The organism is Cellulosimicrobium sp. So1_17, from assembly GCF_055181235.1.
Genome location: NZ_CM143702.1, coordinates 2,361,408 through 2,386,707, shown reverse-complemented (window position 1 = coordinate 2,386,707; position 25,300 = coordinate 2,361,408). Strand labels below are relative to the sequence as shown.

The 25,300-nt window shown below is 75.1% G+C and carries 22 protein-coding genes and 2 riboswitches; of the genes, 5 read left to right on the top strand and 17 right to left on the bottom strand.

Annotated features, from left to right (window positions below):
* Positions 1 to 52: 52 nt before the first annotated feature.
* The gene (locus ACZCLJ_RS10535; RefSeq protein WP_251152599.1) at positions 53 to 346 is read left to right on the top strand and encodes a hypothetical protein; all 294 of its coding nucleotides are present in this window, start codon (positions 53 to 55) and stop codon (positions 344 to 346) included.
* 13 nt (positions 347 to 359) lie between these two features.
* Here ACZCLJ_RS10535 and ACZCLJ_RS10530 read toward each other — a convergent pair whose 3' ends face one another.
* The 6 genes from ACZCLJ_RS10530 to ACZCLJ_RS10505 all read right to left on the bottom strand — a co-directional run bounded on the left by ACZCLJ_RS10530 (position 360) and on the right by ACZCLJ_RS10505 (position 4,516).
* Positions 360 to 1,241 carry an LLM class flavin-dependent oxidoreductase gene (locus ACZCLJ_RS10530; RefSeq protein WP_463103639.1) on the bottom strand — a complete coding sequence of 294 codons (882 nt, stop codon included), beginning with the start codon at positions 1,239 to 1,241 and terminating at the stop codon, positions 360 to 362.
* Between the two features lie 29 nt (positions 1,242 to 1,270).
* Complete coding sequence (locus tag ACZCLJ_RS10525) at positions 1,271 to 2,221, bottom strand: MBL fold metallo-hydrolase (protein ID WP_463103638.1); 951 nt, start codon at positions 2,219 to 2,221, stop codon at positions 1,271 to 1,273.
* A 1-nt stretch (position 2,222) separates the two neighbouring features.
* Positions 2,223 to 2,609, bottom strand: a complete 387-nt coding sequence (locus ACZCLJ_RS10520; protein WP_251152596.1) for a type II toxin-antitoxin system VapC family toxin — start codon at positions 2,607 to 2,609, stop codon at positions 2,223 to 2,225.
* Positions 2,606 to 2,848, bottom strand: coding sequence for a type II toxin-antitoxin system Phd/YefM family antitoxin (locus ACZCLJ_RS10515; RefSeq protein WP_463103637.1), 243 nt, complete (start codon positions 2,846 to 2,848; stop codon positions 2,606 to 2,608). Before ACZCLJ_RS10515 ends, ACZCLJ_RS10520 begins: the two co-directional genes overlap by 4 nt.
* Before the next feature lie 98 nt (positions 2,849 to 2,946).
* The gene (locus ACZCLJ_RS10510) at positions 2,947 to 3,435 is read right to left on the bottom strand and encodes a DUF7832 domain-containing protein (protein WP_463103636.1); all 489 of its coding nucleotides are present in this window, start codon (positions 3,433 to 3,435) and stop codon (positions 2,947 to 2,949) included.
* Positions 3,436 to 3,445: 10 nt separating this feature from the next.
* A complete protein-coding gene (locus tag ACZCLJ_RS10505; protein WP_463103635.1) occupies positions 3,446 to 4,516 on the bottom strand; it encodes an LLM class flavin-dependent oxidoreductase in 1,071 nt (356 codons plus the stop codon).
* Between the two features lie 177 nt (positions 4,517 to 4,693).
* Here ACZCLJ_RS10505 and ACZCLJ_RS10500 point away from each other — a divergent pair, with 177 nt between their 5' ends.
* Positions 4,694 to 5,050, top strand: a complete 357-nt coding sequence (locus tag ACZCLJ_RS10500) for a hypothetical protein (protein ID WP_251152592.1) — start codon at positions 4,694 to 4,696, stop codon at positions 5,048 to 5,050.
* Between the two features lie 51 nt (positions 5,051 to 5,101).
* On the opposite strand, the gene ACZCLJ_RS10495 is transcribed toward ACZCLJ_RS10500, so the two are convergent.
* The 4 genes from ACZCLJ_RS10495 to recC all read right to left on the bottom strand — a co-directional run bounded on the left by ACZCLJ_RS10495 (position 5,102) and on the right by recC (position 14,572).
* Positions 5,102 to 5,509 carry a RidA family protein gene (locus ACZCLJ_RS10495; RefSeq protein ID WP_463103634.1) on the bottom strand — a complete coding sequence of 136 codons (408 nt, stop codon included), beginning with the start codon at positions 5,507 to 5,509 and terminating at the stop codon, positions 5,102 to 5,104.
* A gap of 92 nt (positions 5,510 to 5,601) precedes the next feature.
* On the bottom strand, positions 5,602 to 7,617 hold the full coding sequence (gene recD, locus ACZCLJ_RS10490) for an exodeoxyribonuclease V subunit alpha (protein ID WP_463103633.1): 2,016 nt from the start codon (positions 7,615 to 7,617) through the stop codon (positions 5,602 to 5,604).
* The gene (locus ACZCLJ_RS10485; protein WP_463103632.1) at positions 7,614 to 11,126 is read right to left on the bottom strand and encodes a UvrD-helicase domain-containing protein; all 3,513 of its coding nucleotides are present in this window, start codon (positions 11,124 to 11,126) and stop codon (positions 7,614 to 7,616) included. Before ACZCLJ_RS10485 ends, recD begins: the two co-directional genes overlap by 4 nt.
* Positions 11,123 to 14,572 (bottom strand): exodeoxyribonuclease V subunit gamma, encoded by a 3,450-nt coding sequence (gene recC / locus ACZCLJ_RS10480; RefSeq protein ID WP_463103631.1) that lies wholly within the window; start codon positions 14,570 to 14,572, stop codon positions 11,123 to 11,125. The genes ACZCLJ_RS10485 and recC overlap by 4 nt, the downstream gene beginning before the upstream one ends.
* A 168-nt stretch (positions 14,573 to 14,740) precedes the next feature.
* On the opposite strand from recC, the gene ACZCLJ_RS10475 reads away from it, so the two are divergent.
* Positions 14,741 to 15,121, top strand: a complete 381-nt coding sequence (locus ACZCLJ_RS10475; protein WP_463103630.1) for a VOC family protein — start codon at positions 14,741 to 14,743, stop codon at positions 15,119 to 15,121.
* On the opposite strand, the gene ACZCLJ_RS10470 is transcribed toward ACZCLJ_RS10475, so the two are convergent.
* From ACZCLJ_RS10470 to ACZCLJ_RS10460, 3 genes are all read right to left on the bottom strand, one after another.
* Positions 15,043 to 15,903 carry a class I SAM-dependent methyltransferase gene (locus tag ACZCLJ_RS10470; RefSeq protein ID WP_463103629.1) on the bottom strand — a complete coding sequence of 287 codons (861 nt, stop codon included), beginning with the start codon at positions 15,901 to 15,903 and terminating at the stop codon, positions 15,043 to 15,045. The two genes, ACZCLJ_RS10475 and ACZCLJ_RS10470, sit on opposite strands and share 79 nt — an antisense overlap.
* A 73-nt stretch (positions 15,904 to 15,976) precedes the next feature.
* Positions 15,977 to 17,230, bottom strand: coding sequence for an O-succinylhomoserine sulfhydrylase (locus tag ACZCLJ_RS10465; RefSeq protein ID WP_463103628.1), 1,254 nt, complete (start codon positions 17,228 to 17,230; stop codon positions 15,977 to 15,979).
* Positions 17,227 to 17,694: a rhodanese-like domain-containing protein gene (locus ACZCLJ_RS10460; RefSeq protein ID WP_463103627.1), complete on the bottom strand. Its 468-nt coding sequence runs from the start codon at positions 17,692 to 17,694 to the stop codon at positions 17,227 to 17,229. Before ACZCLJ_RS10460 ends, ACZCLJ_RS10465 begins: the two co-directional genes overlap by 4 nt.
* Positions 17,695 to 17,700: 6 nt before the next feature.
* Positions 17,701 to 17,802: riboswitch (SAM riboswitch) on the bottom strand.
* Between the two features lie 145 nt (positions 17,803 to 17,947).
* A riboswitch (SAM riboswitch) is annotated at positions 17,948 to 18,063 on the top strand.
* 34 nt (positions 18,064 to 18,097) lie between these two features.
* On the opposite strand from ACZCLJ_RS10460, the gene ACZCLJ_RS10455 reads away from it, so the two are divergent.
* Positions 18,098 to 19,534: an aminotransferase class V-fold PLP-dependent enzyme gene (locus ACZCLJ_RS10455; RefSeq protein WP_463103626.1), complete on the top strand. Its 1,437-nt coding sequence runs from the start codon at positions 18,098 to 18,100 to the stop codon at positions 19,532 to 19,534.
* A gap of 195 nt (positions 19,535 to 19,729) precedes the next feature.
* Here ACZCLJ_RS10455 and ACZCLJ_RS10450 read toward each other — a convergent pair whose 3' ends face one another.
* Positions 19,730 to 19,900 (bottom strand): CsbD family protein, encoded by a 171-nt coding sequence (locus ACZCLJ_RS10450; RefSeq protein WP_251152583.1) that lies wholly within the window; start codon positions 19,898 to 19,900, stop codon positions 19,730 to 19,732.
* Between the two features lie 104 nt (positions 19,901 to 20,004).
* Complete coding sequence (locus tag ACZCLJ_RS10445) at positions 20,005 to 21,915, bottom strand: alkyl/aryl-sulfatase (protein WP_463103625.1); 1,911 nt, start codon at positions 21,913 to 21,915, stop codon at positions 20,005 to 20,007.
* Positions 21,916 to 22,048: 133 nt separating this feature from the next.
* On the opposite strand from ACZCLJ_RS10445, the gene ACZCLJ_RS10440 reads away from it, so the two are divergent.
* Positions 22,049 to 22,672 carry a GNAT family N-acetyltransferase gene (locus ACZCLJ_RS10440; RefSeq protein WP_463103624.1) on the top strand — a complete coding sequence of 208 codons (624 nt, stop codon included), beginning with the start codon at positions 22,049 to 22,051 and terminating at the stop codon, positions 22,670 to 22,672.
* Between the two features lie 76 nt (positions 22,673 to 22,748).
* Here the strand turns inward: ACZCLJ_RS10440 and ACZCLJ_RS10435 are convergent, their stop codons facing one another.
* A complete protein-coding gene (locus tag ACZCLJ_RS10435) occupies positions 22,749 to 23,858 on the bottom strand; it encodes a MaoC/PaaZ C-terminal domain-containing protein (protein WP_463103623.1) in 1,110 nt (369 codons plus the stop codon).
* Entirely contained in the window at positions 23,855 to 25,294 is a 1,440-nt protein-coding gene (locus ACZCLJ_RS10430; protein WP_463103622.1) for a 3-oxoacyl-ACP reductase, read from the bottom strand. Before ACZCLJ_RS10430 ends, ACZCLJ_RS10435 begins: the two co-directional genes overlap by 4 nt.
* Between the last annotated feature and the right edge of the window lie 6 nt (positions 25,295 to 25,300).

Below are 25,300 nucleotides of genomic sequence, written 5' to 3'. Positions count from 1 at the left end.
GGGCTGAGCTTTGCCCTGGTTCGTCCTCCGGCGAGCCGATAGGGTGGTCCGCGTGATCCCCTCTCTGACCAGTGCCTACTCCGTGCCCGCACTGCTCGGGGAGCTGCTTGGCTGGGTCCTCGGAGCCGTCGCGCTCGTGCCGGGTCGTGTCGGGGGTCTCGCGACCGAGGCCCGGGAGATCGTGACGGACTGGGGCATCCCGGTGGCCGAGGTGACCGACCTCTACGCCGCCTTCCCCTCGCGTCTCCTCCTCGCCGTCGCCCTGGTGGCGCTCGTGTGCGCGACGGCCGCCGTCGTGCACGGGGTGCGCGAGCGGCGTCGGGCACTGGCGCACACCGGGCGCTGAGGCCAGCCGGTCCTCAGCCCGCGACGACGAGCGGCCGGACCTCCTCGCCGAGGAACCGGACGAACGCGTCGAGGTCCGGTTCGTCGGCGGTGGGCTGCACCGCGACGGCGGTCGCCCCGGCGCCCGCGAGGGCGAGCACGCCGTCGGCGATCGCGCGCGCGTCGCCGCCCGCCCCGATGCCGATCCCTGCCTCCCGGCCCCACGTCGGCACCTCGCGGTCGACCCGCTCCTGCGCGCCGGGGCCCGTCGCCGCGATGAGGGTCGCGTGCACGTCAGGGTCCGGGCGCCCCGCGTCTCGCGCCGCAGCCCGGACGGCGTCCACCGTCTCGCGGACCTCGGCGGGCGTGAACGCGTTGGCGAGGATCAGTCCGTCGCCGAGCTCGCCCGCGAGCGCGACCGACCGCGGACCGACTCCGCCGAGCCACAGCGGGACCGGCTCGGTCGGCGGCCAGTCGAGACGCACGCGGTCCAGCGTCACGTACCGGCCCGACGTCGTGACCTCCTCGCCCGCGAGCAGGGCGCGCAGGGCGACGGTGTGCTCGCGCAGGAGCGTCAGCGGCGACGACACCCGGACGCCCGCCTGCCCCATCCACTCCTGGACGCCGTGCCCGACCCCCGCGACGAAGCGGCCGGGGAACATGCGCCCGAGGTTCGCGACCTCCATCGCGGTGATCGCCGTGCTCCGCAGCGGCGCGGGCATGAGCCCGAGCCCGACGCGCACGCGGTCCGTCCAGGCGAGCGTCGCCGCCGCGGACGCGAGACCGCTCTGCTTGAAGCAGTCCTCCCACACCCACAGGTCGTCGAGGCCGGCGGCCTCCGCGCCCGTCGCGAGCGCGCGCAGCGTCTCCGGAGGGTGGGTGGGGACGTAGGCGATGCCGAGCCGAGGTGTCGTCATGCCCCCATCGTGCCTCGCGCCTCGGACACTCAGGTGTCGCGCTGCCGCACTCCCGACGGCCCGCGGCGCGGTGGGCGTGCGCGCCGGTCCACCTCGGCGAGGAACGCGAGCTGCGCCAGGACGCTCTGCCGGGCCGCTCCGAGCACGGACGGGTCGACGTCCGCGTAGACGTGCGCGGTCACGCGCTCGGCCGCGAACTCGTCGCCCGGCGCGAGGCCGAGCGTCGCGAGCGCGGCCCGCACCTGCGCGAGCCGTTCGAGCCGGTGGGCCCGGTACGCGCGCACCCGCTCACCGAGGTCGTCGATCACCGGGCCGTGACCCGGGAGCCCGATGACGCGCCGGTCCACGACGAGCGCGCCCAGCCGGTCCAGGCTCGCGAGGTAGCGGCCGAGCGACCCGTCCGGCTCGGCGATGACGGTCGTGCCCTGCCCGAGGATCGTGTCACCCGTGAGGACCGTGGCACCCGTGAGCACCGTGCCCGACGGTGCCCCGGCCTCGGTGGCCGCGTCCGCGCGTGCGTCGTGCCCGCGTGCGTCGTGCCCGGGTGCCTCGGCCTCGGTGATGACCGGGCCGTCGTCGGGCAGGACCAGGCAGACGGAGTCTGCGGTGTGGCCCGGCGTGGCGAGCACGGCGATGCGCACACCGGCGACGTCGATCGTCTCGCCGTCCACGAGCGGCGGGCCGCCGTGGCAGTGCACGGGATCGGCTGCCCGGACGGGTGCGCCCGTCAGGGCGTGCAGACGGGCCGATCCCGCGGTGTGGTCGGCGTGGCGGTGGGTCACGAGGACGAGGGCCACCGGCCCGGCCGCGACGAGCGCGTCGAGGTGCGCCGCGTCGTCGGGCCCAGGGTCCACGACGACGCACGCGTCGGCACCGGGCGCGCGCAGGACGTACGAGCGCGTGCCGTCGAGCGTCATGGGTCCAGGGTTGTCGGCGCGCACGGCGGAGGCGATCCGGGTGACGGGTCGGTGTGCGGTCATCTCAGACGACCCGGATCGGGCCGGGGTAACGGCCGAGAACGGCGTCGTGCGTCAGGAGCTGGACGCCTTCGCTGACCGCCTGTGCGACGAGCAACCGGTCGATCGGGTCGCGGTGGACCGGTGGGAGTGCGGCGACGGCGGCGGCGTGGGCACCCGTCACGGCGAGCTCGACGAAGCCTGCTCCGAGGAGTGCCTGACGGAATGGGCCGGGCTCGACGCTGAAGTCCGCCCGTCTCCGGGCGTGCTTGATGCTGATCTCCCAGATGCTGGCCGCGCTGAACCACGGCTCGACGTCCGGGTCGGCCAGAAGGTCGCGAGCCCCGCGTGGCAGGCGGTCTACCTCGTCGCCCGCCCACAGCAGCAGATGCGTGTCCAGCAGGATCCTCACTCGGTCCCCTCGAACATCGCGACGATCTCGTCCTGCCCCCACGTGGCGAAGTCGTCAGGGACCGTGGTGCGGCCCCGGAAGAACCCGAGCCGCCGTTCCGCAGGTGTGGCGGGCGAAGCCGCCGTGAGGCGAGCCACCGGCTTCCCGGCGCGGGCGATGACGATCTCCTCGCCTGCCTCGACCTCGGCGAGCAGGCGCGACAGGTGGGTCTTCGCCTCGTGGACGTTGACGGTCTTCATGGTGCCTCCGCGCCGAGAACGAGACTGGACCAGGCGGACTAAGTCAGTCTAGTCCATCACCGGTCGGCGAGGAAGGGCTGCATCATGACGACGCCCGGTCAGGCGCGCTGACGCAGGACAGCGGGCCGGCCCTCGTCCTGCCACTGCGAGAACCGCGCCTCGATCAGCGGGCCGACGAGGTCGTACGTCTCCCACGTGTCCGGCACGCGGTAGACGTCCTCGGGCTCGCCGTCGCCCGGGCTGACGGAGTCCACGTAGTCCTCGAGGTAGAGGCCGCCGTCGTCCTCGTCCTCGTCGTCCCCGGCGTAGTACGCGAGGGCGAACGCGGCGGCGTCGGGGGCGAGGTCGTCGGTGACGAGCTTCCCGTCGCACGACTCGTGGACGAACCGGCCACCGGTGAGCTCGCGGGCGCGCAGCGCGGCGAGCTCCTCGGCGGCCTCTTCCTCCAGGTCGTCGGAGACGTGCCCGCCGAGCACGGCCCACGCGAGGAACACCCCGATGTGCGTGGCTCCCGCCTCGGGGCCGGTCTCGGGCGGGAACCCCTCGCCGTCGGAGTGCCAGGACGCGTCGTCGAGCTTCGTCGTCATGGCGGCGACGCTACCCGAGGGCACCGACGAGGAGCTCGAGCGTGCGGGTGCGGCCCGGGGTCGCGTCGAGCGGCTCGTCCGCGCGCGACGCCGCGACGGGGACGACCATGACCTCGTCCACGCCGTGACGGTCGGCGAGCCGGCGGAGCTCCGCCGCCGCGTCGTCGGGCGTCCCGATGATCCAGCGCGACCGCATCGCCTCGATGGTCTGCTCGGACAGCGCGTCGAGCGGCGTCGCGAGCGCCTCCTCGACGGTCTCCAGCGCCGAGAGCGCCTGACCGGACCGCAGGCGCGCCATCATCCGCAGCTGCGGCAGCGCGCGGGCGTGGGCCTCCTCCGCAGTCTCGGCGACGACGACGTTCGCGGTGAGGAACGTGCGCGGCTCCGGGTGGGCCTCGCTCGCGCGGTAGCCCTCGCGGTAGAGCGCGAGGACCTCGTCGATCCCCTGACCCGAGAAGTGGTTCGCGAACACGTACGGCAGGCCGAGCTCGGCGGCGAGCCGGGCGGAGTAGTCGCTCGACCCGAGGAGCCAGACGGTGGGCGTGCTCTCGGCGGCCGGGGTCGCGTGGACGTCGTACACCTGGCCGCTCGTGAGCCGGAGCTGCGCGCCCTGCGGGCTCATGAGGGCGAGGATGTCCGTCACGTGCTGCGGGAAGCGGTCGACGTCGGCCGTCGGTCCGGTGATGCGCAGGAGCTGGGTCACCACGGGGTCCGAGCCCGGCGCGCGCCCGAGCCCCAGGTCCACGCGCCCCGGGGCGATCGCCTCGAGCGCCGCGAACTGCTCCGCGACGACGAGCGGCGCGTGGTTCGGCAGCATGACGCCGCCCGAGCCGACCCGGATCCGCTCCGTCGCCGACGCGGCCGCCGCGATCATCACCGGGGGAGTCGACGCAGCGACCGCGGCCATGTTGTGGTGCTCGGCGAACCAGTAGCGCTCGAGCCCGAGCCGGTCCGCGAGACGGACGAGGTCGAGCGAGGCGTGGACCGCCTGGGGGCTCGTCTGGCCCGTGCGCACGGGCACGAGGTCGAGGACGGACAGGCGAGGGCTGGGGGACGCCGCGGCGTCGGGCGAGGTGCTCATCACGAGGGACAACCCCGGCGCACCGGACGCGCATTCCCGCCGTCCTCGGGCCGTGCGCGCGCCGGATGGCGGTATCGGACCGGGAGCGGCATCATCGGCTGCACAAGGCGGTGCGGTGGTCGCGACGACGTGGCGACCGCATTGGGGGACGACGACCCTGGGGCGAGGGGAGCGGCCGTGGACGACGAGATCAACTTCCACGCCGACGTGGTGCTGTACTACGACTTCGACGGCATGCCGATCGACGAGCAGACCTGGCACGAGCTGCGCGGGGACGACCGGTCGGTCGTCGGGCTGGACGTGGTCGCGGGCTGGTCGGTGTTCACGCGCTGGGTCGGCTACGACCGCTCCGAGGGCCGCATGCCGCTCATGTACTCGACGCGCGTCGAGCCCGGTGGCCTGTTCAGCTCGTCGTTCACGCGCAGCGGCGCCGAGGTGCTGCACCAGCACGTGGTGGACGCGCTCGTCCAGGGCAACCCGGCGTCGCGTGCGCTGTTCGACGTCGAGCCGTGGGAGTACCCGGGCTTCGTGTGACGAGGTGGCCCGGTCTCGCGCCTCGATGATGCCGGCGGACGTCCGCGTGCGTCAGTCCCGGACGGCCGCGACCGCCTCGACCTCGACGAGCTGGTCGTCGTAGCCGAGCACCGTGACGCCGAGCAGCGTGCTCGGGACGTCGTGGTCGCCGAACGCGTCGCGCACGACCTCCCACGCGGCGACGAGGTCGGCCTGTCGCGACGACGCGACGAGGACCCGCGTGCTCACGACGTCCTGGAGGGTGGCGCCGGCCGCCGCGAGCGCGACGACCATGTTCTCGACGCAGCGCGCGGCCTGGCCGGCGTGGTCGCCGGGCGCGACGGTCCGTCCGTCCGCGTCGAGCGGGCACGAGCCGGCGAGGAAGACCAGCCTCGCGTCGGCCGCGACGGTGGCGGCGTAGGCGTACTCGGCGACGTCGGACAGTTCGCGTGAACGGATGAGGGTGACGTTCTTCGGCACGGGACCTCCAGGTGGGAGCCGAGGGTCAGGGACGGGCCCGTCCTCGGACGACGCCGTATCGTCGCACGCCCGCCACCCACGCTCCAGGGCTTTCAGCCGGTCCCGAGCGGCTCCCGCAGCCCGCTCGCCCGGCGCACCGCGTGCCCGACGGCGGCGCGCACCGCAGCCTCGCTCCCCACCACGCGCACGGCGTCCTGGGCGCGGGTGACCGCCGTGTAGAGCAGCTCGCGCGTGAGCAGCGGAGAGGTCTCGGGAGGCAGGAGGAGCGTGACGCGGCGGAACTGGCTGCCCTGCGCGCGGTGGACGGTCATCGCGTGCACGCTCTCGACCGGGGGCAGGCGATGGGTGCGGACGCGCACGGGGGCGCCCGGGTCGCCGAACACCGCCACGACGCCGTCCCCGTCGGCGACGAGGACGCCGGTGTCGCCGTTGTAGAGGCCGACGTCCGGGGCGTTGGTCGTGACGAGCAGCGGCCGGCCGGCGACCCACGGCGTGTCCGTCGCGGGGCGCTCGGTGGCCTCCTCGACCCACGCCTCGACCTGCGCCGCCCAGCGGGTGCGGCCGGCGGGTCCCCGGCGGTGCGCGACCATGACGCGGTGCTGCGCGAGAGCCGAGAGGGCACCGGTGGGGTCGCCGTCGCGCGCCGCGGCGACCAGCCGTGTGCCGGCGGCGACGGCGTCGGCCCGGACGGCGGAGAGCGCGGCGTCGTCCGGCTCGCCGTCGGAAGACTCGAAGAACTCCACGGAGGCGTCGCCCGCGCGCAGCAGCTCGAGGACCGTGTCCGCCTCCCCGCGCCGGATCGCCTCGGCGAGCGGAAGGATCGCCGAGCCGCTCTCCTGCCGGTGGACGGTGCGCAGGCGGACGACACCGTTGCCCAGGGCCGAGCGGTCGTCCACCTCGCCCTCGGCGGGCGCAGGAGCGTCGGCGAGGGCGTCGTCGGCGACGGCGCGGACCGCTGCGGCGGCGGGGTGGGCGGCGACCTGTGGCCGGTTCACCAGGTCGCCGAGCACCGCACCCGCCTCCACGGACGCGAGCTGGTCCGGGTCACCGACGAGGACGAGCCGCGCGTCGGGCCGCAGCGCCTCGAGCAGCCGCGCCATGAGCGGCAGCGCGACCATCGACGTCTCGTCGACGACGACCACGTCGTGCGGCAGGTGGTGGTGCGCGTCGTGCCGGAACCGCGTGGTGCTGCCCGGCCGGTAGCCGAGCAGGCGGTGCAGCGTCGAGGCGACCGGTGACCCGACGCGCTCGCGGTCGACCGGGTCGTCGAAGCGGGACACGACGTCGCGCACCGCCTCCTGCAGGCGGGCGGCGGCCTTGCCCGTCGGGGCGGCGAGCGCGACCCGGAGCACGGTGCTCTCGGTCGGCCCGCCGACCGACCCGTCCACCGGACCACCGGCCTGCTGTCCGGCCGGTTGGCCGTCGGCCGGCTGTCCGGCCGGGACGGCGGCGTCGTGCAGGACGGCGAGAAGGCGTGCGACGGTCGTCGTCTTGCCGGTGCCGGGACCACCCGTCAGGACGGTGAGACGGCGGTGGGCGGCGTGCGCCGCGGCGAGGCGCTGGCGGGCGTCGCGTCCCGACGGGAACAGGCGGGCCAGGGCGACGTCCAGGCGGGCGTCGTCCACGGGGAGGTCGTCCGCGGCCAGCCGGCCGTCGACGTCGCGGCGCACCGCGAGCTCGTCGCGCCAGTACCGGTCGAGGTAGAGCAGCCCGCCGACCCAGCGCGCCGGACGGTCGTCGGGCGCGCCCACCCCCGCTGCGACGAGCGGGCTGCGCGCGACCGCCTCGGCCCAGGCCGCGTCGTCGGGCCACGGCAGGTGCGCGGCCTCGGCTCCCGCCGCCTCCTCGTCCTCGGGGAGCCGGAGGGACGGGTCGTCGAGGCGCACGCACACCGACCCGTTGCGGACCGCGCGCACGGCGAGCGCGACGGCGAGCAGCACCTGGTCGTCGTGCTCGCCCGTCAGGCGGCCGAGCCGTAGCGCGACGCGCAGGTCGGTCGCCGAGACCACACGGGCCGCGTTGAACCGCGCGAGCCAGGCCGGGACGCCGACGGCGAGGCGCGGGTCGCCCTCGTCCGGCAGCGGGACCGGCGTTGCGGTAGCGGTCATGCGCGGACTCCGTCGAGCAGGGCGGACAGGGCGACGACGAGCCCGGGCGGCGGCGTCCACGCGACGACCCCGTACGGGGCGCCGTCGGGACCTGTCGGCGTTCCCGGCCCGGCCATGCCGCGCACGAACAGGTAGGCACCGCCCGCGAGGTCCTGGTCCGGGTCGTAGCCGGGCAGCCGCCAGCGCAGGTAGCGGTGGAGCGCCACGAGGTAGAGCACGAGCTGGAGCGGGTAGTGCGAGGCGAGCATCGCGTCGCGCGTCGCCTCGGGCCGGTAGTCGGCGACGGTGAGCGGCAGACCGGGCGGGCCGACGCGGTTCGTCTTGTAGTCGACGACGAGGTAGCGGAGCCGCCCGTCCGGTCCCGGCACGCGGAGCACCGCGTCGATCGAGCCCGTGAGGTAGCCGCGCAGCGGCACGCCGTCGGACACCGTCCCGGACTCGTCGGCGAGCGCGGCCAGCAGGTCGGGGTAGCGGACGAACGGGTCGTCCGGGGCGAGGTGGGCGCGCAGGACGGCGGCGAGGTCGCGCAGCGTCGACGGGCGGATGCCCTCCGTGAGGTCGCCCCCCGCGAGCGGCAGCTCGAACTCGAGCTCGGGCAGGCGGTCGCGCGGATGCACCTCGGCGAGCGTGAGCCCCCCGGCGAGCGGCCCGAGCGGGGTGCGCAGAGCGAGCCCGAGCGCCGTGGCGAGCGCGACGGGCTCGACCCCTGGCACGCGGACGGTCGCCGCCTGGGCGCACCGGGCCAGCACCTCCGCGTCCAGGTCGTCGGCCGCGGTGTCCACGTACTCGAGGATCTCGTGCACGAGAGTGCCGAACGCGGTCCCGCCGGGCTGGCCCTCGAACGGTGACGGGACGTCGGCACCCGGCGCGGCATCGGGTGTCGCGGCCGGAGCGGCGTCCTGCGCGTCGTCGTCGGGGACGTCCTCCGGCTCGTCCTGCACCCCGGGGTCCTCCGGCTCCGACTCGACCCCACCGACAGGACCGTGGTGCGCGGCGGCGGTGAGCGCGGAGTAGGACGCGCGCCGCCACTCACGGTCGGGCAGGTGACCGGCCGTCGCGACCTCCAGCTCCGTCTCGGGGCGTTGCGCCGGCGACCACGGCCGGCCCTTCGGGCGCGAGTCCACCTGCTCGACGACGACCGTCCCGCCCGAGCGCGCGGCGACGGCCTCGAACGCGGCGCGCACCGCGTCGTCGCGCATCGCGTCGGGCCGCGCGTGACGACCCGGCTCGCCACCGAGCAGCCGGTCGGCGAGCAGCAGGCGCGTCAGCGGGCCGGAGCCGGTGCTGCGCTTCGACGGCGTCCAGTGCACCACCACCTGGTGGCGCGCCCGCGTGAGCGCGACGTAGAGCAGGCGCAGATCCTCGCCCAGCTCCTCGTCGCGCGAGCGCGTCCGGGCGTCCACGAACCCGGGCGAACCGATGCCGCCCACGTGCAGCACGCGCTGACCGTGGTCGTCGTGGAACGCGAAGAGCTCCTGGTCGTCGGGCTCGAACCGCTCCCAGCCGAACGGGACGTAGACCACGCCGAACTCGAGGCCCTTGGCGGCGTGCACGGTGACGACCTGGACGGCGGCGGCGTCCGTCTCGAGGCGCCGGGTCCGCTCGTCGGTGAACACCGTGCCGACCTCGGCGATCCTGCTGCGCAGCCACGCGGTGAGCGCCGCCGTCCCCAGGCCCTCGGTGGTGGCGGCCTCGTGCAGCGCCTGCGTGACGTGCCGCAGGTCCGTGAGGTAGCGCTCGCCGTCGGTACGGGCCATGACCCGCTGCGTCGTTCCCCGCCGCGCGGCGACCTCCGCGACGGCGGCCACCCCGCGGTCGGCGAGCAACCGCGCCCACGCGCGCACCGTGTCGCCGAGCTCGTCGTGGTCGGTGTCGTCGGCCGTCGCGAGCCGTTGCGCGTCCCAGCCGACGAAGGGCGTGAGCGCGAGCGCCGTCGCGCGGCGGTGCAGACCTGGCTGCTCGAGGGCGGCGAGCAGCGTGAGCCAGTCCTGGGCCGCCGCGGAGCCGAACACGCTCGACGGCCCGGACACGACGGCGGGGACCCCGAGCGCCACGAGCGCGGACCGGACCGCCTCCGCCTGCGCGTTCGTCCTCGTGAGCACCGCGACGTCGCGCGGCTCGAGCCCGCGCCAGTGCTCGGAACCGTCGGAAGGATCGACGCCGTCGAGCACACGGTCACCTCCGGTCGCGGTCCCGAGCCGCCCCGCGACGTCGGCCGCCACGTCCTTCGCGAGGAGGGACCGCGCGTCGGGGGCGGACGGCGCGGACGACCCGCCGAGCCGGTAGGCGCGGCGGGTGACCTGCCGCAGCCGGACCGGCGCGCCGCCGGCGAGGCGGGCCTGCGGGTTCGCGGCGTCGACCGGCCGCACGACGATGCGCGGGTCACCCAGCGCGGTCTCGCCCAGGAGGGCGTGGAGCCCGGCGAGGAGCGGACCGTCGCTGCGCCAGCTCGTGCTCAGGGTCGCGACGTCCTCCGCGACCTCGACGGCGCTCAGGTACGTCACGACGTCCGCCCCACGGAACGCGTAGATCGCCTGCTTCGGGTCCCCGATGAGCACGAGCGTGCGGTGCCCGTGGAACGCGGTGCGCAGGATCTCCCACTGGTCGGGGTCCGTGTCCTGGAACTCGTCGACCATGACGACGCGGTACCGGCTGCGGACTCGCTCGGCCGCCGTCTCGCCGTGCTCGGGGTCCGTCAGCGCGCGGCGCAGGAGCACGAGGAGGTCGTCGTAGTCGAGCAGGTGCATCGCGCGCTTGCGCGCCTCGACCTCACGCCGCGCGGCGACGGCGACCTCGTACCGCACGGCCGCCACCGAGCCCGTGGCGGCGTCGCCCGGGGCGAGGACGGCGCCGTGGTCGCTCACCGCGGCGCGCGCGACGTCGGACACGCCCCGCGGGGCGAGCGGTGGCTCGGCCTGGTCGGCGAAGAGCCGCACGTACAGGTCGTCCGTGACCTCCTCGACGAGGTCGGAGACGTCGGGGAGGAAGCCCGTGGCGAGGTCGACGTCCGCGGCCGTGCCGAGGGCGGACAGCATCTGCTGGCAGAACCCGTGGGTGGTCGTGATGGTCGCGGCGTCGAGCTGGGACAGCGCGACGCGCAGGCGGTCGCGGCGACGGTCGAGCTCGGCGGGGTCGACCGCCCCGAGGAACCCCACGAGCGGGTCCGGGTCCTTCGCCGGGTCCGGTTCGCGCAGGGCGCGCTCCGTGGCGACGAGGCGCTCGCGGACGCGGTCACGGAGCTCGGACGTCGCCGCACGGCCGAACGTGACGAGCATGATCTCGGGCAGCGTCGCGACGCCCTCGGCGACGTACCGCGTCGTGAGGGTCGCGATGGTGTGCGTCTTCCCCGTGCCGGCGCTCGCCTCGAGGACGACGGTCCCGTCGGGGAGGCTGGCGAAGGGGTCGAAGCGTCGGGGCGCGCCGCCGGACCTCGTCGCGCTCGTGGTCACGGGCGTGGGCGGTGTCGTCGATGGCGTCGTCGGCAGCGGGGCGGACGTCGGGCCGATCATCGGGCACCTCGCAGCTCGTTCTCCAGCAAGGGCTCCCACACGCGGCGTGACAGGGCGCCGAGCCGGGACGGGTCGTCGGGGAACCTGCCCAGGTCCGCCGTCGACGCCTGACCGGCGACGTCGGCCAGCTGCGGGTCGCGACCCCAGGCGAGCACGACGTACGGGTCCTTGCGCTCGAACCCCTTGTTCCACAGCCAGCCGGCGCGCATCAGGGCGTCGCGCGCGTCGGTGGTGCGCCGCTCCTCGGCGTACTTCAACGACACCTCGGGCAGCAGCGGCAGGGGCTCGCGGGCCGCCTCGTCGCGCAGCGCGACGAGCTCGCCGAGGAGCGTCGCCGCGGCGTCCGCCTCCGGAGGGGTGATGGTGGACCAGGCGACCCCGGGACCGCGGGGCGACCGCCCGACCGTCACGGCGTCCCACGCGTGCCCGGGGCTGCTCGCCGCGAGGGCGAGGGCCTGCACCCAGGCGCGCAGGCGGTGCTTGGGGCCGAGCCGCGAGTACTCGGTGCGGACCACGCGGCGGCCGTGCACCCCGGGCACGGTCCCGACGAGAGTGCGGCCGTCCGGCAGCACGGCACGGACGTCCACCGTCTCGCCGGACCGCAGCACGTCCGGGCTCGGGGGACGCCCTGCCGCCGCGTCCGCCTCGCGCGCGGCCTCGACGGAGACCAGCCGCAGCGGGCCGACGGCCTGTGCCACCTCCTGCAGCGCGGTGCGGCCGAGCTCGCGCGGCGGGACCTGGCCACGCCGCCACTCGGCCTGCATGGCCCGGCCGGGTTCGACTCCCGCCAGCGCGGCACGCAGCACGCGGTCGCCGACGCCCCATCCGGACAACCCCGTGAGCGCGAGCGGCAGGCGGTCGTCGACGTCGTCCTCGTCCACGACGAGCCCCACGTCGAGCGTCGTCTGGGCGAACCACCGCGGCGCGTTCTCGAGCAGGCGCACGAGGTCGTCGAGCTCGACGTCGCGAGCACCCGGCGCCACGTCGCCCGGCGCACCGCGGTCCGCGGAGGGGAGGGCGAGCGGCACGCTGACCAGCGTTCCGACCGTCTGACGCTCGCCCCGCGCGGTGCGCGCGCCGGCGAACGCCGCGCGGTCGTGGCTGAACGCCCTGGGCACGCCGAGCGCGCCGGGCGTGAAGTTGCGCGCGTCGACGGTCTGCAGCGGGTGCCGGACCACGACGTGCTCGCGCACCGGTCCGCCGCCGGGTGTCGTCGCCACGCGGCCGAGGGCGTCGAGGAGCTCCGCGACCGGGACGGCCGGCGGCCGCGGAGCGCCCGTGCGCTCGTCGGCGCCGGTGTGCACGACGACGAGGTGGTCGCCCGCCGCAGCGACGGCGTCGAGGAAGATCTGCCGGTCCTCGCTGCGCGGGTCGCGCTCACCGATCTCGGGGTGGCGCGCCAGCAGGTCGTCGCCCGCGGCGGCGCCGACGCGGGGGAACGCGCCGTCGTCCAGGCCGAGCAGGCACACGACGCGGTGCGGCACGGAGCGCATCGGCTCGAGCGAGCACACCGTGAGCGCTCCGGTCCGGAAGCCGGCCCGGGTGGGTCGTCCCGCGAGCCGGTCGGCGAGCACCGCGCGCACATCCGCGAGCCGCAGCGGGACGTCGCCGTGGTCCGACCCGGCGGCGCGCACGTCGCCGAGAGCGCGACGGGCCGCGCCGATCTGCCACGTCTCCGTCGGTGGCGCTTCCGCGAGCAGCGTCAGCGCCCGGTCGAGCGTGTCGAGCCAGTGCCCGAGCGGGTGGACGCCGTCGAGGCCGTCCAGGACGTGGGTCACCCGGGCGACGAGCTCGGCGAGGCGCCCGGCCAGGTCCACGTCGGTCGAGCCGACGTCGTCGAGCGGAAGCGCCGGACCGACGAACCGGGCGCCCTCGTCCGCCATCGCGGCGCCGAGCAGGATGCGGTCGAGCGCGGCGTCCCACGTGCCCTGCCGCACGTGCGGGTCGATCCCGAAGCGCGCGCGACGCTCGCCGTCCTCGCCCCAGTGCACGCCCGCCTCGACGGCCCACTGGCGCAGCCGGTCGACGTCGTCGTCCGAGAACCGGAAGCGGCGGCGCACCGGGTCGCTCGCCGCGAGGTCGAGCACCTCCGACGCCGTGACGCGCCCGTCCGCGAGGCGCAGCAGCGTCGCGAGCAGCGCGAGGGCCGGGTTCGTCGTGCCCGCACCCCGGTCCGCGAGGCTGACGCGCAGGCGCTGGCCCGGGTGGGCGTCGTCGCCGAGCTCCGGCACCGCGCCGAACGTCGCGGTGACGAGCGGGGCGAACGTCTCCACGTCGGGGCAGAGCACGATGACGTCGCGCGCCTGCAGCGTGGGGTCGGCGGCGAAGAGCCCGACGAGCGTCTCCCGCAGGACCTCGACCTGCCGCGCGCGGCCGTGGCACGACAGCACCTGCACCGACCGGTCGGCGGGGTCCAGGACGTGCGCACCGTCCGGGGAGTCCGCGCGGAGGGCCGACTGCAGGGCGCCGAGCAGGGTGCGCGGGGGCGAGGTCGTCGTGTGGTGGGTCGCTTCCGCGCCGGCCAGGCGAAGCTGCAGCTCCACGGCGTCGCGCGCGGTGGACGCGAGCAGCGGGTGCCGGGCGAACGTCGGCACGTCGGCGCGCAGGGTCCCGCCGTCGTCGTGGCCGGCGACCTTCTCCCACAGGGCGGGGGAGGGGTGCACGAGCCACAGGTGGACGTCGCGGTGCTCGGCGAGGGCGCGCAGCACCCGCAGCTCGTCCTCCGGCAGCCGCGTGGGGCCGAAGACGGACAGTCGCGGCGGCATGTCGACCGCCGCCGGGTCGGCGTGCAGCGCGACGACCGCGTCCTCGACACGGCGGGCCGGGTCCGTGCCGGGCACGCGGGCGAGCAGACGCCGCCACAGCTCGGGCTGCCACGCGAGGTCGTCGGGCACGTCCACGGCCCGCGTCCTCCGCGGTCCGGGGGCCGGCGCGTCGACGCCCGCCGACCACGCGAGCACGACGTCGGGACGCTGCCGCGCGTAGTCGACGAGGAGGTCTGCCACGCGACGCGCGAGCGTGAGGCGACGGCCCCTGCGGACCTCGTCGCCGGGATCGCCGACGTAGCGTGCGAGCGGCGCCGCCCACGGCTCGCCGAGATGGGCGTCGAGCACCTCGAGCACCGACCAGGCGAGGCGGTCGGGCCGCCACGGGTCGTCCTCGGGCTCCACGCCGGTGAGGTCGGCGACCACCTGCTCGACGAGCCGTCGCGGCCCCCGGAAGTCGACGTTCGCGCACACCCCGGACGTGCCGTCGGGCGCGCCGGGGGACCCGTCGGCCGGTACGCCGAGGTGGTGGGACAGCCGCTGCGCGAGCCAGCGCTCCACACCACGGGTGGGGACGGCGACGACGTCGGCCGCGAACGGGTCGTCCAGCGGGTCGGCCAGGAGGCGCGCGAGCGGCTCGACGAGCGCGTCGGCACGCTCGGAGCGGTGCACGTGCAACACGGAGCTGCCCCCTCGACTCTGTCCACGACCGGCCGGTGGGCCGCCGCGCCGGCCGGACCGCCGGGCGCTACGAGGAGGCTACGAGGTGCGACCGACACCGTCGAACCGCCGTCCACAGCAGGCGCTCCGGCCACCGCCGCTGTGGGTGGCGTGCGGGAACGTGTCCGCATGGCTCGGCACAAGCACTCCATCCCGCTCACCATCGACTACATCGAGCTCTCCGTCACCGACATGCGCGCGGCACAGGACTTCTACGGCGCGGCCTTCGGCTGGTCGTTCACCTCGTACGGGGACGAGTACTCGGGCATCCGCACGGCCGCGGAGTCCGAGAGCGAGTCCGAGGAGGCCGGTGGGCTGCTGCTCGCCGAGTCCGTCAGCCGAGGCGGCCCGCTCGTCCTCCTCTACAGCGACGACCTCGACGGCACCCTGGACCAGGTGAAGGCCGCCGGCGGCACCGTCGTCAACGGTCCCTACGAGTTCCCCGGTGGTCGCCGGTTCCACTTCCTCGACCCGAGCGGCAACGAGCTCGGCGTGTGGGGCGACGCCTGACCAGGCCGGACGACGCGGCGGTGGCGGTGCGTCTCGCCCCCGTCACCCGTGTCGGCCGCGCGTGCGACGAAGACCCACTCGCAGCCGGGGCGGTCCGGGGCGTCACGGACGTCCTCGACCACGAACCCGCACGCGGCGAGCGACGCCTCGACCTCCTCGCGCGAGCGGAACCGCAGCGTCGAGTCCGAGCGGAGCACGCGCCCGTCGGGCAGGACGGTCGTGTCGTGGAAGGACACGAGGGGGAGGGCGACCTCCGCCAGATCGGTCCAGCTCTCGACGATCCCGAGACCGGGGACGTCGACCCGCACGAACGTCTCGTCGCGCACCCACCCCTCCCACGCCCGGCGCGCGGGCACCCGGGTCTCGAGGACCACGTGACCGCCCGGGGCGAGGGCCGCGTGCACGCCGCGCAGCGTCGCGGTCCACGCGTCGTCGGTGAGGAACACCTGCGCGACGTTCGCCGTCATGGTCGCGAGGTCGACCTGCAGCCGCGGGCGCGGCGGCAGCGTGGCTGCGTCGCCGTGGAGCCAGCGCACGCGGTCTGCGCCGGGCTTGCGGCGCGCGACGTCGAGCGACGCGCCGGCAGGGTCGACCCCCACGACCTCGATGCCCCGCAGCGCCAGGAGGCACGCGAACGTGCCGGTGCCGCAGCCCACGTCCAGGACCGACCGCGCGCCCAGCTCGTCGACGATCGCCACGTACGCGTCGAGGTCGGAGCGGTCCGGGTCGAGCGGGTCGTACAGCGCGGCGAGGGTCGGGTCGTCGAAGATCGCGTCGGGCACGACCGCGACGCTAGGCGCGCACCCCGCCGTCGTCCACGGCAATGTCGGTGTCGACCACGCTCCGGGGGCGCGGTCAGGCGTGCAGCGCCTGCTCGACGTCCTCGATCACGTCGAGCGGGTCCTCGAGCCCCACCGACAGCCGGACCGTCGTCTCGGCGATCCCGACCGCCGCGCGACCCTCGGGTCCGAGCTTGCGGTGCGTCGTCGTCGCCGGGTGCGTGACCATGGACTTCGCGTCGCCCAGGTTGTTGGAGATGTCCACGACCTGCAGCGCGTCGAGGAACGTGAACGCGCGCTTCTTCGCGGTCTCCGGATCCGTCCCCTCGGGCACCGCGAGGTCGAACGTCACGACCGTCCCGCCACCCGTCTGCTGCGAGCGCGCGAGCTCGACCTGCGGGTGGGACTCGAGGAACGGGTAGCGCACCCGCGCGATCCCCGGCAGGCCCTCGAGCACCCGGGCGATCCGCTCGGCCCCGGCGTTCTGGGCGGCCACGCGCACGGGCATCGTCTCCAGGCCCTTGAGCAGGACCCACGCGTTGAACGCCGAGAGGGTCGGGCCCGTGTTGCGGATGAACGTCTGCACCGGCCCGCCGATGTACTCCTCGGTCCCGAGGATCGCGCCGCCCAGCACGCGCCCCTGGCCGTCGATGTGCTTCGTCGCGGAGTACACGACGACGTCCGCGCCGAGCTCGAGCGGCTTCTGCATGAGCGGCGTCGCGAACACGTTGTCGAGCACCACGACGGCGCCGGCCGCGTGCGCGAGGTCGGCCACGCGGCGCGCGTCGACGATGTCCTGCATGGGGTTCGACGGCGTCTCGAAGAACACGACGTCCGCGGGCGTCGACAGCGCCTCCTCCCACTGGGAGAGCACGTGACCGTCGACGTAGTCGGTCCGCACGCCCCACTTGGCGAAGATCTCGTCGAAGATCACGACGCTCGACCCGAACAGCGCGCGCGCCGCGACGATCCGCGACCCCGACTGCACGAGCGCCGCGAGCGACGTGAACACGGCCGACATGCCCGACGCCGTCGCGTAGCAGGCCTCCGCGCCCTCGATCAGGCGCAGCCGCTCCTCGAACGTGTGCACGGTCGGGTTGCCGTACCGCGAGTACACGAACCGGTCGAGCTCGCCCTTGAAGGCCGCCTCGGCGTCGGACGCGCGGTCGTACGTGTAGCCCTGCGTGAGGAACAGCGCCTCGGACGTCTCCTGGAACTCGGTGCGCGCGTTGCCGCCCCGCACGGCGAGCGTCGCGGGACGGGCGCTCGCCGGCAGCGGCTTGCGGCCGGAGCCGCCCGGGACCTGCCCGACGCCGTCTCCCGCGCTCACCGACCGGCCTCGCCCTCGGCATCGGCGTAGGTGGTGGTGGGCAGACCACGGACCTTCCAGCCCTCCGCGTCGCGCACGCCGGAGAAGCCGGGCGCGCCCTCGAAGCCTTCGAGGACGTTGTAGGCGGGGCCGAGCCCGGCGGCGGTCGCGGCGCGCGCGGCGCCGATCGAGCGCTGGCCGGAACGGCACAGGAACACGACGGGGCGGTCGTCGCCCGGGGCGAGGCCTGCCTGGGCGAGCCGGTCCACGAAAGCGGGGTTGGGCCCGAAGGGCGTCACCCACTCGTCGAAGACGACCTCGCGGCCGAGCCCCGCGACGTCGGGCACGCCGACGGTGCGCCACTCGCCCTCGGTGCGGACGTCCACGAGGACGGCGCGCTCGTCCGCGACGAGCAGGTCCCACGCCTCCTGCGGCGTGATGTCGCCCGCGTAGCCGACGGCGGGTCGGGGAGTCAGTTCGCTCATGGTTCTCCTCCATCGATCGTGGCAGTAGCACCCTCGCCCGTGCCCTCTCGGGTCGGGGGGTTGCTGCGGCGTCGACGTGCCACGTCACTCGGCCGCTCCGGATGGTTGCTCGGATCGTACGTCACGGTGCCCCGTGGCCGGAACGTGCGTCTCGCGTCGTGGAAGGGCCGGGCGGCAGTGCGTCGTCCCGCGATGCGAGACCTGCTGACCACCGGTTGACACGACGAGCACCCCGCGCACATCCTGGGTGACAGGTCATGAGTGCCAGCGTGAAACCCCGGTTTGCTGGCCGGCAACCCTCCTCTCGCGGCGGGGTGCCCCGGGTGACGACCGGGCCGCACGCCGACCGGCGCGCGGCAAGCGCGGGGAGCACCTCCCCGACACGACCTCGGAGGACCGTGCCATGACCGCTCTCGCCGAACTCTCCTGTCCGACGGCCGCCGCGACGGGCGCTCGGACGGAGGACCTCGCCGCGCTGCCGGCCCTGCTCCCCGTGGTCGGCGCCGACACGCTGGTCCCGCTCGTGGACGGCCGCACCGTCCCGTACGCGAACCTCGACGTCGCCGCGTCGGCACCGGCGCTCCGCGCGGTCGCCGACCGCGTCACCGAGGTCCTGCCGCTGTACGCGAGCGTGCACCGCGGCGCGGGCTACCTCTCCCAGGTGTCGACGGCGCTCTACGAGGCCTCGCGCCGCACGATCGGGTCGTTCGTCGGCGCGCGCGAGGAGGACGTCACCGTCGTCACGCGCAACACGACCGACTCGCTCAACCTCCTCGCGGGCTGCGTGCCGGCGAACCCCGACGGGTCGCCCGGCCGCGTGCTCGTCCTCGACGTCGAGCACCACGCGAACCTCCTGCCGTGGCAGCGGACGGGCGGCGCGACGGTCCTCGCGGGCGGCGTGAGCGTCGCCGAGACGCTGTCCGGGCTGCGCGCGGAGCTCGCGCGCTTCGACTACGCGCTCCTCGCGGTCACGGGGGCCTCCAACGTCACGGGTGAGTCGCTGCCCGTCGCGGACGTCGTGCGGATCGCGCACGACGCCGGGGCGCGGGTCGTGCTCGACGGCGCCCAGCTCGTCCCGCACCGCGGCTTCTCGCTCGCGAAGACGGGCGTCGACTACGTCGCCTTCTCGGGGCACAAGACCTACGCGCCGTTCGGCGCGGGCACCCTCGTCGGTCGCCGCGACTGGCTCGACGCGGGCACCCCGTACCTCGCGGGCGGTGGGGCGGTGCGCCAGGTGCGCGTCGACGGCACCGACTGGCAGCCGGCCCCCGCGCGCCACGAGGCCGGCTCGCCCAACGTGGTCGGCGCCGTCGCCCTCGCCGCGGCGTGCGACACGCTCGCGGGCCTCGACCCGGCAGCACTGCACGAGCACGAGGCGGCGCTGCGTGCCGGGCTCGTCGCCGGGCTGTCCGCTGTCGACGGCGTGCAGGTCGTGAGCGTGTGGCCGGACGCCGTCGACCCGGTGGGCGTCGTGACGTTCTCCGTGACCGGGCACGACCCGGGCCTCGTCGCCGCGTACCTGTCGGCAGAGCACGGCATCGGTGTCCGCGACGGCCGGTTCTGCGCGCACCCGCTGCTCGCCCGGCTCGGGCTCGACGCCGGTGCCATCCGCGCGTCGGTCGGCGTCGGGACGTCGGGCGCGGAGGTCGCGCGCCTCGTCGACGCCGTGCGCGCGTACGTGGAGGAGGGGCCGCAGGTCCGGTACGCCGTGGTCGACGGGTGCTGGACCGTCGTCGACGACCCGCGTCCCGTCCCCGCGGGCTCCGGTCTCGAAGGGCTCTTCGCGACCGCCGCGGCAGGATTCCTCGCCGACGCCGCGGGGTGCGGTCCCGCCGACTGACGTCGGTGCTCTCGCCCGGGAGCTGCTGGCCCCGGAGCGTGGTGAGCCGCTCGCCGGCACCGTCTCCGCGACGCGCTGCGCGTCGCCTCCTGACATCAGGTCCTCTGCGCGATGGTCCCGGACGCGACGAGGGCCCCGCCTCACGACGGGGCCCTCGGGATGCGCAGCCGCGGTCACGAGGACCGCGGGGTCCGACTACTTGAAGGCGTCGCGGACGTCGTCACCGGCCTGCTTGACGTTGGCCTTGGACTGCTCGGCCTTGCCCTCGGCCTCGAGGCGCTCGTCGTCCTTCGCCTTGCCGGTGGTCTCCTTGATCTTGCCCTTGGCCTCTTCGGCAGCGTGCTCGATCTTGTCACCGAGTCCCATGGGGGTCTCCTCTCGTCGGTCCTTCCGACCGTAAGCACGGCTGCGCGCGTTCGCACGCGCTGGGCGACCGGGGGTGAGCGGACCGCATGCGACGAGGGCGGGAGTCACGGTGTGACGATGGCGAAGTTCGGGTCGAACTCGTCGAGGACCGAGGCGTAGGCGTCGAGGACGGCGGGGTCACCGTCGAGCGTGACCTTCCCGGCCGCCGCGAGCTTCCCCGCCGCTGCTGGTTGCAGGAGCACCGCGGCGGCCAGTGCCTTGGGTGCGCGGACGGTGAGGAGGGCGTCGGTCGACGCGCCGGGGCGGGCGTTGAGGACGCCGTTCGCGACCCAGGCCGTCCAGGTCTCGCCGCGGTCGGTGAAGTCCACGTCGAACCGCACGTCCACCTCGGCCGCCTTCTCACCGATCACGTGCACGGCGGCGTAGTCGAAGAGGATGTCCACGGGCATCCCGGCGATGGTGTCCGGGCTCCCGCTCGCGAACCGTGCGGGGATGACGCCCTCACGCAGCTCGCGTGCGGCCGTGAGGTAGATGCCGCGCCACTGCGGGCCCTCGACCTGGTAGCCGAGCTGTTCGTACGCGTCGGCCTGGAGATCCTTGGCCTCGCGGTCGTCCGGGTCGGCGAACACGAGGTGGTGCAGGACCTGCGCGGCCCACCGGTAGTCGCCCTCCTCGAACGCCCGGCGGCCCTCGGCGAGGATCGTGTCGCGGCCGAACGCGGTCACGTAGCGGCTCGCGGTGTCCACAGGGGTGTGCGGGTGCAGCGATACCGGGTCGCCGTCCCACATGCCGAGCTCCTTGGTGAACACCGCCCGCACGTTGTGGTGCAGGGTGCCGTGGTAGCCGCGGTTGAACCACCGGCGGCGCAGCACCTCGGGCAGCTCGACCACCTCCGCGGCCTCGAGCGGCGTGTACCCCTTGTTGGCCAGGCGCAGCGCCTGGTCGTGGATGTACTTGTACGTGTCGCGCTGCGACTCGAGGAACGCGACGACCTTCGCGTTGCCCCACACGGGCCACGTGTGCGGGCCGTAGTGGACCTCGACCTCGTCGCCCCACCGCACGAGCGTCTCGTCGAGGTAGCGGGCGAAGTTGCGGGCGTCGCGCGTGCGCGCGCCGCGCAAGGTCTGGATGTTGTGCAGCGAGTGGTTCGCGTTCTCGGCGCACGTGAGGGCCTTGAGCTCGGGGATCCAGACGTGCATCTCCTCCGGCGCCTCGGTGTCCGGCGCGTAGAGGAACTCGAACGTGAGGCCGGCGAGGCTCCGCGTCGTGCCGGTCTCGGTGATCGGGTCCGTGGGCGAGATGTACGACACCGTGATCCCGTGGCCGCCGACGGACGCGATGCCGTTGGTGATCATCTGGTGCGGGTCGTTGTCCAGGAGGTTGCCGAACGCGTAGGCCGCGCGGCGGCTCATCGCGTTGCCCGCGACGACGTTCTCCCCGATCGCGAACTTGTCGAAGCTCGCGATCGTGCCCGGCGCGATGACGGGCACCTTGCCCGAGGCGACGTCGGCCTCGTCGACGACGCCCTTGACCCCGCCGTAGTGGTCGATGTGCGTGTGGGTGTAGATCACCGCGACGACGGGCTTGTCCGCGACGTGCTCGCGGAACAGCGCCAGCCCTTGTTGCGCGATCTCCACGCCGGTCGTGCAGTCGATGACGACGAGGCCGTCGTCGCCCTCGACGATGGTGAGGTTGCCGATGTCGTTGTTGCGCACCTGGTAGAGGCGGTCGACGACCTTGTACAGGCCGGGCTCGTGGATCACCTGGGACTGCCGCCACAGGCTCGGGTTCACCGTGTCCGGGTTGGGTGCGCCGTCGTCGTCGAGGAACGACAGGGCGGTCCGGTCGTAGGCGACGCTCCCGTCGGCGAGCCGGACCTTGCCGTCCGGGATGTCGGCGATCTTCCCCTGCCGGGCGGTCTCGAAGTCCTCGACGTCGTCGAGAGCGTAGAGCGCCCGGTCGTCCCGGTTCGCGGCGGCGGTCGTGGCGGTGGCGTCCTTCGGGGTGTACGGCACGGTGGCTCCCTCGACAGGCTGGTGACGGCGGTGGAGGGCGTCGATCCGTACCGCCCCCGCTGACGTTCTCGCGCGGTCCTCCGTGCCGCAACTCGTCCGCGCCGCCCTCGCCACGGCCAGGGATCGTGGTCAGATGTCCTCCGTGGAGCACCAGACGACCCTCGACGGCTTCGGCATCCGCCTCGTCCCCCTCGCCGAGCACCACGCGCCTGCCCTCGGCGCGCTCGTCGACGACGGCATCTGGGCAGGGATGTCGAGCCCGACGCCGCGGGGCGACGAGGCCATGACCGCGTACGTGCGCGACGCCGTCGCCGCGCCCGGTCGGCTCGCGTTCGCGGTCCTCGGGCCGGACCCGGCTCCCGGCCTGCACGAGGACGCCGCGCCTGACGCCGCGTGGACGGTCCGGGGGAGCACCTCGCTCTACGAGTGGGTCCCGGCGCAGGGGAGGGTGGAGCTCGGCTCGACGTTCTACGCCCGGCAGTGGTGGGGCGGCGTGACGAACCCGGCCTGCAAGTACCTGCTCCTGCGGCACGCGTTCGACGAGCTCGGTGTGGCGCGCGTCGCTCTCCGCGCCGACGCGCGCAACTCCCGGTCGATCGGGGCGATCACCCGGATCGGTGCCGTGCCCGAGGGTGTGCTCCGCAGCCACCGCGTCGCCCCGGACGGCTCACGCCAGGACACCGCGTACTTCTCGGTCCTCCTCGACGAGTGGCCGACCGTCCGCGACGGGCTCCTCGCCCGTCTGCAGACCTCCTGACAGGGAGCGTGCTGCACCCGGGACGTGGTCTGCCCGGGCCGTTCCGTCGCCCGGTCGCGACGACGTCGCAGGCCGGTCAGCGCGGGACGACCGACCCCGACAGGTGCAGCCGGCCGGTGCGGTTCCACGCGAGGTAGGTGAGACCGGAGCCCGGGTCGGCTGCGCCGTCGGGCACGGCGGGTGCGACCTGCCCGACGGCGGCCCGCACCTCGGCCGGGACGCCCCCGGCCGGGCGGATGGCGACGTCGACCGTGCTCGGCAGGAGCACCGGCTTCGCGAACGTGACGGTCCAGTCGTAGGTCTCGCCCCGCGTCGGGCCTGCCTCGGCGAGGGCGCGCGCGGCGGTGTACATGCCGTGCGCGATCGCCCGCGGGAACCCGAAGGCCTTCGCGCCGAGCGCGGACGTGTGGATCGGGTTGCGGTCCCCGGACACCGCGGCGTAGGCACGTCCGGTCCCGGGCCGGAGCGACCAGCGCGCCGTGGGCAGCGGTGGCACGAACGTGTCAGGGCCCGAGGTCACCGGGGTGTCCTGCCGGCCGGACTCGTCGGGGTGGCGCACGCCCTTCGCGAGGTAGGTCGACACGCCGCGGTACGCGAGCGCCGTCGCGGGCAGCCCGGAGCCCGCAGCACGCTCCGCGTCGGTGCGCTCGACCGAGATCTCCGTGACGAGGTCCACCTGGACGCCCCGCCGGTGCGGCCGCAGGTCGCGCGCCCACGCCCGGACCTCGAGCGAGTCGCCGAGACGCACGGGCCGCACGAGCGACACCGAGTTCGCGAGGTGCACCATGCCCAGCAGGGGCAGCGGGAAGTCGCCGCGCACCATGAGCGCCGTCGCGAGCGGGAAGCCGAGCACGTGCAGGTAGCCGGCAGGCAGCACGTCCGACGGCGCCTCGCCCACGACGTCGTCGTACCGCGCGAGGTGCTGGGTGCTGCCGACCGCGCCGGGGCCGGCGGCGTCACCCGTCGGGACGCCGGCGACGCGATACACGACCTGGGGAAGATCGAGGTCGCCGCTGCCCCGGCCCGGCAGGCGGCTCGCGGCGGCCAGACGGGCCGACGCCACGACCCCGCGGGCGTAGAGACCGCCGAGACCGGGGATCGCGGCCAGGGTCTCGACGCGCTCGGGCACCGAGTCCGCCACCGGGTCCGGCACCTGCTCCGGCCCGGTGTCCTGAGCCGCCGTCACCGGCCCACCAGGCTCTGTCCGCACACGCGCAGGACCTGCCCGTTGACGCCCGCCGCCCCGGGCGAGGCCAGGAACGCGATCGCCTCCGCGACGTCGACCGGCTGCCCGCCCTGCTGCAGCGACGAGACGCGGCGCGCGACCTCGCGCGTGACGAACGGGATCGACGCGGTCATCTCGGTCTCGATGAACCCCGGCGCGACGGCGTTCGCCGTGCCGCCGGGTCCCGCCGGCCCGCCGAGCAGACGCGCGAAGGCCCGCGTGTGCCCGATGACGCCCGCCTTCGAGAACGCGTAGTTCGCCTGGCCACGGTTGCCGGCGATGCCGCTCGTCGACGCGAGCGACACGATGCGCGGCTCGCCCGAGAACCCGTTGGCGCCGAGCAGGTACTCCGTGATGCGCAGCTGCGCGGCGAGGTTCACCGCGACCACGGCGTCCCACTTGTCGGCGGACATGTTCGCGAGCAGCTTGTCGCGCAGGATGCCGGCGTTGTGGACGAGGACGTCGAGGCCGCCGTGCCGTGCCCGGGCGTGCTCGAGGATGCGCGCGCCCGCGTCGTCGGCGGTGACGTCGAGCTGGAGGGCCGTGCCCCCGATCTCGTTGGCGACCTTGGCGAGCTGCTCGCCCGCCGCCGGGACGTCCACGACGACGACCTTCGCGCCGTCGCGCGCGAGCGTGCGGGCGACCTCGGCGCCGATGCCCCGTGCCGCGCCCGTGACGACGGCGACCTTGCCCTGCAGCGGCCGGTCGATCGTGATGCTCGGGTCGGCTGCGGCGGGGGAGGCCACCACCCCCGCCCCGGAGCTCGGCTCACGCAGGGCCGAGGTAGTACCCCGGTCCGCCGCGGTCGAGGCGCCGACGCGCAGGACCTGGCCGTCGACGAACGCGGACCTCGCGGAGAGGAAGAAGCGCAGCGTGGCGAGGGCGCTCGCGCTGTCGACGGGCGCGTCGTCGGTGAGCTGGACGCCGTTGCCGGTCGCGCCGTTGCGGAGCTCCTTGGCGACGGAGCGGAGGAAGCCCTCGACGCCCTCGCGGGTCGCGGCGAGCTCAGGGGAGTCGCCGTCGTCCGGGGCACGGGAGATCGTCACGACGCGGCCGTTCGGCGCGAGGCCGCGCAGGCTCGCCGACAGCGCCATGACGGTGCCGGAGACGTCCTGCGGCCGCTCGGCCCGCGTGAGCACGACGACGATCGCGCCCCAGCGGGTCTGGTCGTCGGTGTTCTGCCGCACATCGAGCCCGAACGTGTCGAGCAGCGCGGAGGCGACCCGGTCGGCGTCGTCGTGGACGCCGGGGTTGCCGCCGAGCACGAGGACGGGCCCGACGGTCAGCGGGTCGCCCGCGCGGTGGCGGCGCAGGACCGCGGGGCGGGGCAGGCCGAGCTTCTTCGCGAGGGTCTTGGTGAAGCCGGAGTTGACGGCCTGGACGTAGGAGTCGGTCACGGGGTG

What these genes read in the sequence shown, in the direction of transcription:
- ACZCLJ_RS10525 (WP_463103638.1), bottom strand. Translation starts at nt 2,221, where the DNA reads ATGACCGCACACCGACCCGTCACCCGGATCGCCTCCGCCGTGCGCGCC.
- ACZCLJ_RS10440 (WP_463103624.1), top strand. Translation starts at nt 22,049, where the DNA reads ATGTCCTCCGTGGAGCACCAGACGACCCTCGACGGCTTCGGCATCCGC.
- ACZCLJ_RS10515 (WP_463103637.1), bottom strand. Translation starts at nt 2,848, where the DNA reads ATGAAGACCGTCAACGTCCACGAGGCGAAGACCCACCTGTCGCGCCTG.
- ACZCLJ_RS10510 (WP_463103636.1), bottom strand. Translation starts at nt 3,435, where the DNA reads ATGACGACGAAGCTCGACGACGCGTCCTGGCACTCCGACGGCGAGGGG.
- ACZCLJ_RS10450 (WP_251152583.1), bottom strand. Translation starts at nt 19,900, where the DNA reads ATGGGACTCGGTGACAAGATCGAGCACGCTGCCGAAGAGGCCAAGGGC.
- ACZCLJ_RS10485 (WP_463103632.1), bottom strand. Translation starts at nt 11,126, where the DNA reads ATGATCGGCCCGACGTCCGCCCCGCTGCCGACGACGCCATCGACGACA.
- ACZCLJ_RS10475 (WP_463103630.1), top strand. Translation starts at nt 14,741, where the DNA reads ATGGCTCGGCACAAGCACTCCATCCCGCTCACCATCGACTACATCGAG.
- recD (WP_463103633.1), bottom strand. Translation starts at nt 7,617, where the DNA reads ATGACCGCTACCGCAACGCCGGTCCCGCTGCCGGACGAGGGCGACCCG.
- ACZCLJ_RS10460 (WP_463103627.1), bottom strand. Translation starts at nt 17,694, where the DNA reads ATGAGCGAACTGACTCCCCGACCCGCCGTCGGCTACGCGGGCGACATC.
- ACZCLJ_RS10530 (WP_463103639.1), bottom strand. Translation starts at nt 1,241, where the DNA reads ATGACGACACCTCGGCTCGGCATCGCCTACGTCCCCACCCACCCTCCG.
- ACZCLJ_RS10505 (WP_463103635.1), bottom strand. Translation starts at nt 4,516, where the DNA reads ATGAGCACCTCGCCCGACGCCGCGGCGTCCCCCAGCCCTCGCCTGTCC.
- ACZCLJ_RS10455 (WP_463103626.1), top strand. Translation starts at nt 18,098, where the DNA reads ATGACCGCTCTCGCCGAACTCTCCTGTCCGACGGCCGCCGCGACGGGC.